Annotated in this window: 16 protein-coding genes; 14 read left to right on the top strand and 2 right to left on the bottom strand. The window is 43.5% G+C overall.

Annotated elements, in window-relative coordinates; genetic code table 11:
* Positions 1-119 precede the first annotated feature (119 nt).
* The 13 genes from KKC1_RS12335 (at position 120) to KKC1_RS12395 (ending at position 11,074) form a co-directional block, all read left to right on the top strand.
* A complete protein-coding gene (locus KKC1_RS12335) occupies positions 120-800 on the top strand; it encodes a YidC/Oxa1 family membrane protein insertase (RefSeq protein ID WP_238134305.1) in 681 nt (226 codons plus the stop codon).
* The gene (gene jag, locus KKC1_RS12340; protein WP_088554741.1) at positions 797-1,420 is read left to right on the top strand and encodes an RNA-binding cell elongation regulator Jag/EloR; all 624 of its coding nucleotides are present in this window, start codon (positions 797-799) and stop codon (positions 1,418-1,420) included. The genes KKC1_RS12335 and jag overlap by 4 nt, the downstream gene beginning before the upstream one ends.
* Before the next feature lie 64 nt (positions 1,421-1,484).
* Positions 1,485-2,870, top strand: coding sequence for a tRNA uridine-5-carboxymethylaminomethyl(34) synthesis GTPase MnmE (mnmE, locus tag KKC1_RS12345; RefSeq protein WP_088554742.1), 1,386 nt, complete (start codon positions 1,485-1,487; stop codon positions 2,868-2,870).
* Positions 2,871-2,881: 11 nt separating this feature from the next.
* Complete coding sequence (gene mnmG / locus KKC1_RS12350; RefSeq protein WP_088554743.1) at positions 2,882-4,777, top strand: tRNA uridine-5-carboxymethylaminomethyl(34) synthesis enzyme MnmG; 1,896 nt, start codon at positions 2,882-2,884, stop codon at positions 4,775-4,777.
* Entirely contained in the window at positions 4,774-5,493 is a 720-nt protein-coding gene (rsmG, locus tag KKC1_RS12355; protein ID WP_088554744.1) for a 16S rRNA (guanine(527)-N(7))-methyltransferase RsmG, read from the top strand. The genes mnmG and rsmG overlap by 4 nt, the downstream gene beginning before the upstream one ends.
* A 128-nt stretch (positions 5,494-5,621) precedes the next feature.
* Positions 5,622-6,383, top strand: a complete 762-nt coding sequence (locus tag KKC1_RS12360) for a ParA family protein (RefSeq protein ID WP_088554745.1) — start codon at positions 5,622-5,624, stop codon at positions 6,381-6,383.
* Complete coding sequence (locus KKC1_RS12365; RefSeq protein ID WP_088554746.1) at positions 6,376-7,266, top strand: ParB/RepB/Spo0J family partition protein; 891 nt, start codon at positions 6,376-6,378, stop codon at positions 7,264-7,266. Before KKC1_RS12360 ends, KKC1_RS12365 begins: the two co-directional genes overlap by 8 nt.
* Positions 7,267-7,426: 160 nt before the next feature.
* Positions 7,427-7,636, top strand: a complete 210-nt coding sequence (locus KKC1_RS12370) for a hypothetical protein (RefSeq protein ID WP_088554747.1) — start codon at positions 7,427-7,429, stop codon at positions 7,634-7,636.
* 83 nt (positions 7,637-7,719) lie between these two features.
* Positions 7,720-8,856: an aminotransferase class V-fold PLP-dependent enzyme gene (locus KKC1_RS12375; RefSeq protein WP_088554916.1), complete on the top strand. Its 1,137-nt coding sequence runs from the start codon at positions 7,720-7,722 to the stop codon at positions 8,854-8,856.
* Positions 8,857-8,923: 67 nt separating this feature from the next.
* The gene (locus KKC1_RS12380) at positions 8,924-9,475 is read left to right on the top strand and encodes a DUF4446 family protein (RefSeq protein ID WP_088554748.1); all 552 of its coding nucleotides are present in this window, start codon (positions 8,924-8,926) and stop codon (positions 9,473-9,475) included.
* Positions 9,441-10,079 carry a phosphoribosyltransferase gene (locus KKC1_RS12385; protein ID WP_088554749.1) on the top strand — a complete coding sequence of 213 codons (639 nt, stop codon included), beginning with the start codon at positions 9,441-9,443 and terminating at the stop codon, positions 10,077-10,079. The genes KKC1_RS12380 and KKC1_RS12385 overlap by 35 nt, the downstream gene beginning before the upstream one ends.
* 42 nt (positions 10,080-10,121) lie before the next feature.
* Positions 10,122-10,364, top strand: coding sequence for a YkuS family protein (locus KKC1_RS12390; RefSeq protein ID WP_088554750.1), 243 nt, complete (start codon positions 10,122-10,124; stop codon positions 10,362-10,364).
* Positions 10,365-10,414: 50 nt separating this feature from the next.
* A complete protein-coding gene (locus tag KKC1_RS12395) occupies positions 10,415-11,074 on the top strand; it encodes an HD domain-containing protein (RefSeq protein ID WP_088554751.1) in 660 nt (219 codons plus the stop codon).
* Positions 11,075-11,079: 5 nt separating this feature from the next.
* Here the strand turns inward: KKC1_RS12395 and yyaC are convergent, their stop codons facing one another.
* Positions 11,080-11,721, bottom strand: coding sequence for a spore protease YyaC (gene yyaC / locus KKC1_RS12400; protein ID WP_088554752.1), 642 nt, complete (start codon positions 11,719-11,721; stop codon positions 11,080-11,082).
* Between the two features lie 139 nt (positions 11,722-11,860).
* Positions 11,861-12,301 (bottom strand): Hsp20/alpha crystallin family protein, encoded by a 441-nt coding sequence (locus tag KKC1_RS12405; RefSeq protein ID WP_088554753.1) that lies wholly within the window; start codon positions 12,299-12,301, stop codon positions 11,861-11,863.
* Positions 12,302-12,441: 140 nt separating this feature from the next.
* Here KKC1_RS12405 and KKC1_RS12410 point away from each other — a divergent pair, with 140 nt between their 5' ends.
* Positions 12,442-13,275 (top strand): SDH family Clp fold serine proteinase, encoded by an 834-nt coding sequence (locus KKC1_RS12410; RefSeq protein ID WP_088554754.1) that lies wholly within the window; start codon positions 12,442-12,444, stop codon positions 13,273-13,275.
* Positions 13,276-13,298: the final 23 nt, after the last annotated feature.

The following is a 13,298-nucleotide window of genomic DNA, read 5'->3' on the forward strand; positions in this document are numbered from 1 at the left end:
AGAAGTAGACGCCATGCAGTATCAATTTAATAGCCAAAATATTAAGACAGGAGGTGAAACCTGCCGCACAACCCATTATTGTTTTCAGGTCTTTAATGGGTTTTGGTGCAGGGGTCAAATTGTTCAGTAGTTTAGTCGATTTTATTTCGCAATCAATACAATTTTTTTACATAATAACGGATAAAATCGGTATTCCTAATTACGGTTTGGCGATAATTCTTTTTACCGTTGCCGTTAAGATAATTCTCTATCCGTTAACGTATAAACAAATGAAAGCAATGCGCAAAATGCAGGAGTTACAGCCTAAGGTTAAGGAAATTCAGGAAAAATATAAAAAGAATCCTCAAAAATCCCAGGAAGAACTGATGAAACTCTATAAAGAACACGGAGCAAACCCTTTTGCCGGGTGTTGGCCGCTTCTAATTCAAATGCCGATTTTAATTGCTTTGTTCAGATCTTTGCAAGTTTTCTTTGATCCTACCAAACATCCCGATTATGTGAACTTAGCCCATGCTAAGTTTTTATGGATTGACAATTTGGGTAATCCCGATCCGTTACTATTACCTATTTTGGTAGGGGTCACTCAATATTTGCAGCAGAAGGTGACCAGCCCGAATATTCAAGATCAGACCCAAAAAACTATGCTCTATATGATGCCTATAATGCTAGCAGTCATAAGCAGAGGTTTTCCGGCAGGCTTGTCTTTATACTGGGTTGTTTTCAGTGTAGTTGGTGCTGTGCAACAAATTATCATCAACAGGCAACCCCTGGCGGTAAAGGAGGAAGTTAGGGCCAAATGAAAAGCATTGAGGTAAGCGGGAAAACTGTTGAAGAAGCGGTGAATATGGCTCTGGAGGAGTTACAGGCCGAAAGGGAAGAAGTTGAGGTGGAGATCTTAGAACATCCTAGTAAAGGGTTATTTGGCCTCATAGGTAGTAAATTGGCGAAAGTAAGAGTTACCCTGAAAGAAGATCCGATCAGAATTGCGCAGGAATTTCTCTTGGGACTAATTCGACGAATGGGTGTTCACGCCGATATTTCGATCGCTCAGAAGGACGAATATACATATTTAACGCTTACCGGTTCCGACTTAGGAATTTTAATTGGGAGAAGAGGAGAGACCTTAAATGCATTACAATACCTTGTGAATCTGGTGGTGAATCGGAAGGTAGAGAAAAGGATAAAAATTATTTTGGATGTGGAAGGATATCGCTCCCGCCGGGAACAAACTTTAATACGGCTGGCTCGTCGGTTATCAGAAAAAGTTAAGCGGACGGGAAATCGAATCGTCTTGGAACCTATGAATCCTCATGAAAGAAGGGTCATTCATACGGCGTTACAAAACGACAACAGTGTTTATACTTACAGTGAAGGGGAGGAACCATACAGAAAAGTAGTTATTTCACTGAAAAATAAATAATAAGACCTTGAAAAACCCAGTATAATTACTGGGTTTTTATTAAGTTTGCGAGAGGTGAAATTTGTTGATTTATGATACGATAGCCGCTATATCTACTCCTTTGGGTGAAGGCGGCATTGGGATAGTTCGGGTAAGCGGAAATGAAGCTATAAATATAGTGGAGAAAATTTTTCGTTCTCAGCGGGGAGTCAAGCTTCATGAGGTAGGCTCTCATACCTTATCTTTAGGATATATTGTAAATCCTGAAAATGGAGAAGTGGTAGACGAAGTACTGATTTCAGTAATGAGGAAACCGCGGAGTTATACGGCGGAAGATGTAGTTGAAATTAACTGTCACGGAGGCATAGTCCCCTTAAGAAGAACGCTAGAACTGGTACTTAGATCTGGGGCCAGGCTTGCCGAACCGGGAGAGTTTACCAAGCGAGCCTTCCTAAATGGTAGGATAGACTTAGCGCAGGCGGAATCGGTTATAGATATAATCCGTGCTAAGACTGATGCAGGCTTGGACTTGGCTTTGAATCAATTACAAGGAAAATTATCCGAGAAAATTACCAACCTTCGGTCAGAATTGTTAGAAATCCTTGCCTTTGTGGAGGCTAGTATTGATTTTCCGGAAGAAGAAATTGAAGAATTGTCCGAGGGTGAACTGGTAAGCAGGTGTAAAAAGGTTAAAGAAGAAATTTCCAAATTAATACGGGAAGCGGACAAAGGTAAAGTCTATAGGGAAGGGTTGAGCACGGTCATCATCGGTAGGCCAAACGTTGGTAAATCTAGTCTACTAAATGCCTTGCTTAAAGAAAAACGGGCTATAGTGACTGATATTCCAGGCACAACGCGAGATATAATTGAGGAAATTATTAATGTCGGCGGTATTCCTTTGAGGATTATTGATACTGCCGGCATCCGAGAAACAGAAGACGTGGTTGAAAAAATGGGAGTGGAACGATCGAGAGAGTTTTTTGCCAAAGCTGATTTAGTACTTTTTGTGCTGGATGCGTATACCGGAATTACGAAAGAGGATATTGAGATTGCCAACATGCTGCGGGATAAAAAAGCTATTGTCCTGATCAATAAAATTGACTTGGATGAGGGAAGGATTGATCCTGCTGAATTAAGGAAACTGGTAGGAGACAAGCCGTATCTGAAAATATCGGCGACGGAAGAAATCGGACTAGAAGAACTGGAGAATAAAATATTAGAAATGGTATTTGAGGGAGAGGTACAGGTAGGAGAAAAAACGCTGGTGACCCGCTTGCGACATAAAGAGGCATTGCAGAAAGCGCAGGCCCACATCATGGATGCTTTGAAATCCATAGAAGAAGGCATGCCTGCCGATTTATACGCTATTGATTTAAAGGCGGCCTGGGAGGCGTTGGGCGAAATTACAGGGGAAACAGTTGAAGAAGATATTTTGGACCGTATTTTTGCTGAATTCTGTATCGGGAAATAGAGGTGTTGCCCATGGAATATCTTGCCGGTAAATATGACGTTATAGTGATAGGAGCTGGTCATGCCGGTTGTGAAGCGGCTTTGGCATCCGCCAGGATGGGTTGTCGTACACTGTTGTTAACTTTGAGTTTAGATAATATTGCTCTTATGCCGTGTAACCCTGCGGTTGGTGGTCCGGCTAAAGGGCATCTAGTGCGAGAAATAGATGCCCTTGGGGGAGAAATGGGGATTAATACCGACAAAAGCTATATTCAAATCAGAATGCTAAATACGGGAAAAGGACCGGCGGTTTATGCACTTAGAGCGCAGACGGACAAAAAACTATATCAAAGGGAAATGACTTTAACCTTGGAGCGGCAAGATAACCTGGATGTTAAACAAGCCATAGTTGAAAAAATACTGGTCAAATCGGGTAGAGTGGAGGGAGTTTTAACCCGGACGGGGGCTAAATTCTTGGGACGTGCAGTGGTAGTTACCACTGGGACTTATCTTCGCGGCCGTATCATAATTGGAGATGTTTATTATAGCGGCGGACCCAACGGTCAGTTTCCTGCGGTAGAGTTGGCTCAAAGTTTGCGGGATCTCGGTTTGGAAATGGGAAGATTTAAGACGGGAACTCCGGCCCGGGTTGACCGCCGCAGTGTTAATTTTGATGTCATGATTGAGCAACCAGGGGATGACCGACCTCTATTCTTTTCTTTTTTAAGTACAAACATTGAACGCCCGAATGTACCTTGTTGGCTGACTTACACTAACGAAAAAACCCATCAGATAATCAGAAATAATTTACATCGCTCTCCCCTGTACAGTGGAATTATTGAAGGTGTAGGTCCTCGGTACTGTCCTTCCATTGAAGATAAAGTGGTTAGGTTTGCGGACAAAACGAGTCACCAAGTTTTTTTGGAGCCGGAAGGTCTCCATACGTATGAAATGTATGTACAGGGGATGTCTACCAGTCTTCCGGAAGATGTGCAGTTGGAAATGCTTCGCACTATCAAAGGATTAGAAAATGTGGAAATGATGAGGGCAGGATATGCTATTGAGTATGATTACGTAGTACCTACGCAATTAAAACCGACCTTAGAAACCAAAGAAATTGGCGGTTTGTTTACTGCAGGACAGATCAACGGGACTTCTGGGTATGAAGAGGCGGCCGCACAGGGATTGATGGCCGGAATTAATGCAGCGTTACAAGTTAAAGGAGAAGAGCCTTTAGTTTTAAAACGTTCGGATGCTTATATAGGTGTTTTGATCGACGATTTGGTCACTAAGGGTACTAATGAACCGTACCGGATGTTAACGTCACGGGCCGAATATCGCCTGTTATTGCGCCAAGATAATGCCGACTTACGGTTAACGGAAATAGGATATAGAGTTGGATTGGTTTCGAAGGAAAGGTACGAGAAATTTCTTCGTAAGAAAGAACAGATTGAAAAAGAAATTCAAAGACTCCGGAATTCAGCGGTGGATCCTACGAATCAAAAGGTTAAGGAGATTCTCGAGGCTAAAGGAAGCAGTCCAATAAGACAGAAAACCAGTTTAGCTGAATTGTTGAGAAGGCCGGAATTGAACTATGAGGATATCGTGGCTATGGGAGAAGAGAAGCCGGAACTACCTCTTGAGGTCAGGGAACAAGTGGAGATACAGATCAAGTATGAAGGTTATATTAAAAAACAAATGGCTCAAGTGGAACGGTTTGAAAAGCTAGAAAAGCGACGTATTCCTGGGGACATTGACTACCGGGAAATTAAGGGTCTTTCCTTGGAAGCCAGACAAAAGCTGGATCGTATCAGGCCGACCTCCATCGGACAGGCCAGTCGGATCTCAGGAGTTTCTCCTGCGGATATTAATGTTTTGCTGGTATATCTGGAACAACGCAGGCGGCAATCAGGGGATGAAGGACAGTGAGAACCGGGGAAGAATTACTCTTACAGGTCGCTGAAGAGGTAGGAATAAAACTTGCGGAAGAACAGGTTAAAAAACTTCTCATTTACAAGGACTTGCTAAAGACTTGGAACAAGAAGTTTAATTTGACTGCCATTACCGATGAGCAAGGAGTGGTAATAAAGCATTTTATAGATTCTCTGCTCAGTATTAAGGCAGTCGATTTTCCACCCCGGGCGAAGGTTGTAGACGTTGGTACAGGGGCTGGTTTTCCCGGAATACCGCTCAAAATTTGGGAACCTCGATTGTTTTTAGTGTTAGTAGACGCTTCGAAGAAACGAATCACTTTTTTACAAGCAGTTATTAACCAATTGGAGCTAGAAGAAGTAAAGGCGGTTCATGCAAGGGCTGAGGATTTAGGCCAAGAGCGAGGGTTTAGAGAAGAATTTGATACGGCTGTAGCCAGGGCTGTTGCCCCGTTAAACGTTTTAGCTGAATACTGCTTGCCGTTGGTACGGTTAAATGGTGTTTTTTTAGCCTTGAAGGGTCCGGAAGGTGAAATAGAATTAAAGCAGGCGGAAACAGCGTTAGAAGAGTTAGGAGGTAAAGTAGAAAAGGTAGAAAGATGTATTCTCCCACGGATGAGGGAGAAAAGAACGTTGATTGTAGTTCGTAAAGTGTTAAAAACACCGGAGAAGTTTCCCCGTAGAGCCGGAATTCCTGCCAAAAGGCCTTTGTGAGGCTGCAGAAATCCGGCTTTTATTCTGTGTGTTTACTGGAATTTTAACTCCTAGAGGGAGGGAAGTTGTGTCCTGTTGTGGAATATATTTAGGCAAGTCAAGCCGGGGCAGTACAGGTGGTGAAAAATATGGCAAAGGTTATAGCAATTGCGAATCAAAAAGGGGGAGTGGGCAAGACAACTACGGCCGTAAACCTAGGGGCTTGTCTGGGGACTCTGGGGAAGAAGGTGTTGTTAATTGACATTGACCCCCAGGGAAATGCCAGCAGCGGTTTAGGTTTTAACCGAATGGAAGTAGAACGGTGCATTTATGACGTAATTATTAACGGCTTGCCTCTAAAAAGTGTTATCCAGGAAACCCGGGTAGAAAATTTACACTTGGTTCCAGCTACCATACAGTTAGCAGGAGCGGAAATTGAGTTGGTAGCTGCCATCTCCCGGGAAATGAAACTGAAAAAGGCATTGTCACCGGAAAAAGAGAATTATGATTACGTTATTATCGATTCTCCTCCCTCATTAGGATTGCTCACTATTAATGCCCTCACTGCAGCGGACAGTCTCATAATCCCCATACAATGCGAGTACTACGCCTTAGAAGGGTTAGGGCAGTTAATGAATACGATACAGTTAGTACAGAAGCATTTGAATCCCCGGCTCCAGTTAGAAGGCGTCCTTTTGACTATGTTTGATGCGCGGACTAATCTTTCCATCCAGGTGGTAGATGAAGTTAAGAGTTTTTTTAAAAATAAAGTCTTTAGGACCATAATACCTCGCAACGTTCGGTTAAGCGAAGCACCTAGCCACGGGTTGCCGGTTATTATGTATGATCCCAAATGCAGAGGATCGGAAGTTTATTTTGAGTTGGCAAAGGAAGTGATTGAAAATGGCTAAGAGAGGATTGGGAAAAGGATTACAGGCTTTGATACCTAGTGTTCCTTCTTTGGAAGGCAAAGGTGATAGAGGACAGGGAGAAGTGGTTGAATTAAAGGTAGAATCCATCAATCCTAACAGGTATCAACCCCGGAAAGAATTTGATGATGCAAAACTGGAAGAACTGGCGAATTCAATTAAGCAGCATGGAATAGTACAGCCGGTTGTAGTTAGGCCTTTAGGAAATGGAAATTATGAATTGGTGGCTGGAGAACGCAGATGGAGAGCTTGCTGCAAGCTGGGAATGAAAACTATTCCGGCTATAATTAAAGAAATGTCTGATCGAGAAGCCACAGAAGCAGCACTGATTGAGAATGTTCAGCGGGAGGACCTAAATCCTTTAGAGGAAGCCTGGGCGTATCGAACGCTTATTGAAGAGTTTAAGTTAACCCAAGAAGAAGTCGCTCGACGGGTGGGCAAGAGCAGGTCTTTCATTGCTAATACTTTGCGACTTTTGAGTTTACCCTGTTCTGTACAGGATATGGTTTCAGAAGGCCTGCTAACAGCCGGACATGCTAGGGCTTTGCTTGCGGTAGAAGACAGTGCGGTGCAGGAAGAATTAGCGAACAGGGTGGTGGCGAAAGGATTATCGGTACGGGAGACAGAGGCCCTGGTGAGGAAGTTTAAGGAACAGCAAACGGAAAAAGGAGAAGGGCGAGATAGCAACAGGGGGGCCAGATTAGATCCTGTCTATAGGGATATTGCGGAGCGACTGGAAAGCTTTTTGGGTACCAGGGTGAAAATAAAACAACGCGGGGAGCAAGGGAAAATAGAGATAGACTTTTATAGTCAGGAAGATTTGGGGCGAATTGTTGAGCTTATTCTCCCGCAAGAAGAATTTTAAAGGATGGTGTTTCACGTGAAACATTTTTAAACTGACAAAAGACCGGAGATAATGTTTCACGTGAAACACTATAGAGATAATAAATTGAAGGGCACGAATATTTCTGAAAAATAGAGAAAGATTAAAGTATAGAGAGAAATTTACATTGAGGAGGTATCAAATGCCCAAAAAATACTATTTAAAGTATGGCGGGATTCGATTTACGGCCAAAGTACCACCTCAAGATATCAACCGCTTCGTTCAGAAACTGCCAGAAGAAAAAAGTTCTTTGTATGAAGTGGCCAAGGAATTGGCAGATAAAGGCTTAATAGAAATTCATCAGGGAGAATTTAGTAGTATAGACCAGGATATGTTGCCTTATCAAAGGTGAGCAGGGGAAACCCTGCTCGTTTTTCGCGGGACAAAATGCTGTCTGACGCAGGGGCAGGGGAAAATGTAAAGGGGGAATATGCATTGATTTACTTGGATAATGCTGCTACAACCTGGCCGAAACCTCCTGAGGTATGGCAGGCAATGGAGAATGCCCTGAAGATTAGCGCTAATCCGGGTAGGGGGGGCCACCGCCTGGCTCTGGATGCCGGGCGGATAGTCTTTGAAGCCAGAGAGAAACTTGCGAACTTCTTCGGGGTGAAAGACCCTAATCATATAGTTTTTACCTCCAACGCTACCGAAGCCCTGAATTTAGGAATTAAAGGCCTTTTGCGCCCGGGCGACCATGCTATCACCAGCAGTATGGAGCATAACTCAGTAATTCGCCCCTTAAATGAGTTAAGAAAGAAAGGTGTAGAAGTTACAGTCGTTGAATGTGATTCGCAAGGGAGCTTGGATCCCGAAGATATACGGAAGGCCATTAGACATAATACTAAGTTAATTGCTTTGACACATGCTTCAAATGTAACGGGAACCATTATGCCTGTAGAGGAAGTTGCTAAAATAGCCCGGGAGAAAGATATCGTTTTTCTTGTAGATGCCGCCCAAACGGCCGGTTCTTTGAAGATTAATTTGGAAGAAACTCCTATAGACCTATTAGCTTTTTCGGGGCACAAAGGTTTGCTGGGGCCTCCCGGTACTGGGGGACTATATATCCGGGAAGGAGTAAAACTGGAACCGCTAATAACAGGGGGTACTGGAAGCCAGTCGGAATTGGATTACCAGCCGGAAGTATTGCCGGAGCGTTTTGAAAGCGGCACCCTGAATACGGTAGGCATAGCCGGTCTGGCCGCTGGAATCGATTTTATTGAAAAAATAGGGTTAGAAAATATACGTCGTCATGAAAAAGAACTTCTGACCCGTTTATTATCGGAACTGGAGAACATTCCCGGAATAAAGGTATACGGGCCGAAGGATCCAGAATTACAGGTTGCCGTTGTATCTTTAAATATCGAAGACAGGGACTCAGGGGAAATAGCCTTTGTTTTAGACCAGGTATTCGACATAGGGGTTAGATCGGGTTTACACTGTGCACCAAGGGCCCACCGGACTATTGGAACTTTTCAACAGGGTACCGTTAGAATAAGTTGTTCTTATTTTAATACGGTAGAGGATATAGAGGCCTGCCTAAATGCCCTGAAGGAGATCGTAACAACCTAAGAAGGAGGATTTTAACCGAAACGTATGGAATCTAGAGACATTTACAAGGAGTAGAAGGAGGATAGCTGTGGACTCTGGGATAATAGGATTAATAGAGAAGAATATCGGTCTCTGGTTTGCCATCCAATCTGTTATTATCGCAGTTATGCTCTTATTTCTCATAATGCTCGGATTACGCTTCCGCAGTTTGAGATACCGATACGAGAGATTAATGAGGGGAGCGAAGGGAATATCTTTGGAAAAAAGAATCGGTGAATATGCCGATATTGCAGTTGAGAATAAAGAAAAAACGGAAAATCTTGAACAGCAGTTGTTGCACATTAAACAGACTCTGGCTCGCAGCGTGCAACACATAGGTCTGGTTAGGTTTAACGCTTTTCCAGAAGTAGGGAGTAATTTGAGTTTTGCCCTGGCGTTGCTAGATCAAGAAGGTAACGGTGTAGTAATCAGTAGTATTTATGGACGGGAGGAGACTCGAATTTTTACCAAACCAGTCGTTAATGGAGATTCCATCTATCATCTGAGTGAAGAGGAAAAGCAGGCCATCAACGAGGCCATGGTCGGAGATATAGGAGGCTACAGGAATGATCAGGTTCAAAAACCGCGAAGAAGCAGGTAAAATGCTGGCCCAATCTATTCCTCCCCTTCAAGGAGATATCTTCGTGTTAGGTATCCCCCGAGGGGGAGTGGTGGTAGCTGCTCCTGTTGCTTCAATGCTTCAGGCTAATTTAGACATAATTATTACGCGAAAAATTGGAGCCCCTTTTAATCCGGAGCTGGCCTTGGGAGCCATAACTCCTGACGGGACCACACTGTACAATGATGACCTGGTTAACAAATTTAATATTTCCAAGACAGAGTTGAAGCGGGTGGAAGAACGGGAATTGGAGGAGATTAAGCGGCGGATGAAATTATACCGGCAGAATACAGAACCTCCCGATGTTCATAATAAAGTTGTCATTTTAGTAGATGATGGAATAGCTACGGGATTTACGGTACAGGCTGCTCTCCAAGGTCTAAAAAAGCAAAAAGCCCGAAGGATAATCCTGGCGGTTCCCGTCGCACCCCCGGATACCGTGAGTATGCTGAAAGAGCAGGTAGATGATTTGATTTGCCTGGCTTCCCCCGAGCCTTTTTACGCAGTAGGGCAATTTTACGAAGACTTCAGGCAGGTAAGTGATGAAGAAGTAATTGAGCTTTTGCAGAATAATCAACGGTATTAGGGAACATAATATCCCCGTAAGCTCAAAAAAAGGGGTGTCTTAATGGCCAGAGTAGTTGGGGTGGAAGAAGGGTTGGAAAACGTAAGGCAGGCATTGGAAGCTGCAGGATTTAAAACGGTGACCCTGGGACAGGGTAAGGGGGAGGAGATAACCGCGGCAGTTATTAGTGGTACAGACAGGGACCTGATGGAGATGGAAGATATAAAGCTTGCCGTGCCGGTAATTGACGCCCGTGGGAAATCGGCGGAGGAAGTGTTGGAAAACGTAAAGCGTCTACTTCACTAGATATTGCACCCGCAGGGGTGCAATATTGATGTACCGGGGGAGGGTATATATTGATTAAGCTGGCAGATATAGTAAATAATGAGGAAATTAATGCGTACATGAAGAAAGCCCATGAATATTTAGGGCATATGGGTGCGATAGAACACAGCTACCGTCACGTAGAGATGGTTTCGGCCAACAGTTATCGCATCCTAAAATCTCTGGGATACCCGGAAAGGGAGGCGGAATTGGCGGCTATAGCGGGATACCTTCATGATTTAGGCAACTTGGTAAGTCGGTATGAACATGGACGAATCGGTGGCTTTATTTTATATGAGATTCTTAAGAAAATGGGGATGCCTGCGGAGGAAATTGCTGTCATAATGGGAGCTGTGGGCAGTCATGAAGAAAAAAGTGGATACGTGGTAAGCGCCGTATCGGCTGCGGTAATTATTGCCGATAAGGCTGACGTACATCGTACCCGTGTGCGGAAGTTTGATAAAGCGGCGTTTACACCTCGTGACCGGGTTAACTACGCGGTGGAAAAATCCTCTCTGGAAATAGATTCCGATAATCGAATAATTCGTATCCGGCTGTCTATTGATACCACTATTTGTCCGGTGATGGAATATTTTGAAATGTTCCTAACTAAAATGTTAATGTGCCGTAGGGCTGCGGCTTTTTTAGGATGTCAACTGGAATTGATCATAAATGAGGCTCGATTATTATAAAGTATTTACTGAATTTTTTCCGAAGAGATACCTGCTCTGGTTTTAACCGGCTGTAGCTGAAGACAACCGTGATAAATACTCAAAGCTATTTTGTTGGCCATTTTCATGACTAGGTTAAGCCGGGTATTCTGCAAGACAAAGTATTCCATATATCCTCCAACATTTACAGTACCGGTAAAATGAACATGTCCCACCGGGGGCAAATTCTTGTGCACACCGGCTCCCGGTTTCAGGGAACCGGGAGCCAAGGTTATAAAACCTATGTTTTCGCTAAGGCCGAGGCATGCATCAACGGCAATAATAAGAGGATTATCATAATTCGCGCCTATTTCTTTTAGTTTCTGTTCCAAATTGCTCGCATGAACCGGCTCATCTAAAGAGCCATAAATAGTTAGATCTTTGGTCATTTCTTGTAATTTGGTGCCTACCAAAGGACCCAAGCTATCGCCGGTTGAACGATCGGTTCCAATACCAAGGACGATAAGAGGACGATTTTGCTTAGGATCCAGTACTGCCAGGTGTTTTTTTAATGTTTGGCTAAGGTTATATACAACGTGGGGGTCTTCGTAATGATACTTAATTTTTGGGGGGAGACGAAGTTCAGGTGCTGAATGTCGTCGAAATATAAAAGATGAAAAACTAGACATTTTAAACCTCCCTCACACGACTCTGTACGGCTAGAGTATATGCTGTTAGCGGAATTTTTATACAAGACATCTGAAAAAAGTTTGCTTTGAGAGAGAAAAAAAGACGGTTCTTCATGGCGGAAGAGCCGTCTTTTGGTAGCTAATGAATGTCTACTGGAATAATCTTTTTCCTGGTGTCTCCCACCTTGGGTATTCGCACCTCCAAAATCCCGTTTTTATAAAAAGCTTTAGCTTTGTCTGGTTCTACCCTGGCAGGGAGAGGAATGGTACGGGAAAAGGTGCCAAAGAAGCGCTCTGAGCGATAGAAATTTTGTTCTTTGATCTCACTTTTTCTTTTTAATTCTCCTTGGATGGATAAACTGTCCTCGGTAACGGAAACTTGGAGGTCTTCTTTGTTTTCCAATCCCGGTATTTCAGCCGTAGCTATTACCTCTGTGTCGGTTTCGTAAACATCAAGTTTCGGTTCGTAGGCTTCATAGCGTTGTAACATAAAGGGGTCGTATAAACGCTCAAATACTTGATTCATCTGGTTTCTCAATTGGCTTAATTCTCGAAGTGGATCCCAACGGACGAGAGCCAAAGAAAAGTCCTCCCTTCTGGAAGTTTTGTCTCATTAATATTTTTGATTGCCTGGTTGCAAAATATTCATAGACATAGACCTAAATAAGAGCATTTAGGATGAGTTAAACATAAAGGTATAGAAAAAGGAGCGAAAATAAAATGTCTGGGTTTGACCTTTTTTGGACCATATTTATTATTCTAAGTCTTTTGCCGTTATGGAAGCAGCATCAACTGAGGGCAATGAGAGTCAAACTTATACGCAAAATAGAGAAAAAGCGAGGCTCCAGGGTAATTACCATGATACATCGCCAGGAATCCCTTAGTTTTTTGGGTCTGCCCATTAGTAGATATATTAATGTTGAGGATTCGGAGCAGATTTTGAGAGCCATTCGTCTTACTCCTGACGATATGCCTATTGATTTGATATTACATACACCCGGCGGCCTGGTATTGGCAGCAGAACAGATAGCTCACGCGTTACAGAAGCACCCGGCTAAAGTTACGGTTTTCGTGCCTCACTATGCCATGTCAGGGGGTACTTTAATTGCCCTGGCTGCCGATGAAATAGTGATGGATGAAAATGCTGTATTAGGTCCTGTAGATCCTCAGTTAGGACAGTATCCTGCCGTATCCATTTTAAATACGGTCAGGGAAAAGGACGTTAATAGAGTAGAAGATAGAACGCTTATTCTAGCTGACGTGGCTCGCAAGGCCGTGGCTCAAGTAGAAAATTATGTGTTTACTCTGCTGAAAGAAAAAATGTCCGAAGAAAAAGCCAGAGAAATTGCTAAAGCCTTAACCGAAGGCCGGTGGACCCACGACTACCCCATAACTTGTGAACAGCTTGAAAGTTGGGGGCTGCCAGTTAGCAAAAAACTGTTCAAAGAAATATATCTGTTAATGGAACTTTATCCTCAGCCTCCGCAGCGCCGTCCTTCGGTCCAGTATATTCCTCTCCCTTATGGAGAAGAAAATGAGAGAAGAAATAGTTAACTGCCTTTCGGGAGCAGACAGGG

This window comes from Calderihabitans maritimus, from assembly GCF_002207765.1.
GTDB classification, from domain to species: Bacteria; Bacillota; KKC1; order Calderihabitantales; family Calderihabitantaceae; genus Calderihabitans; species Calderihabitans maritimus.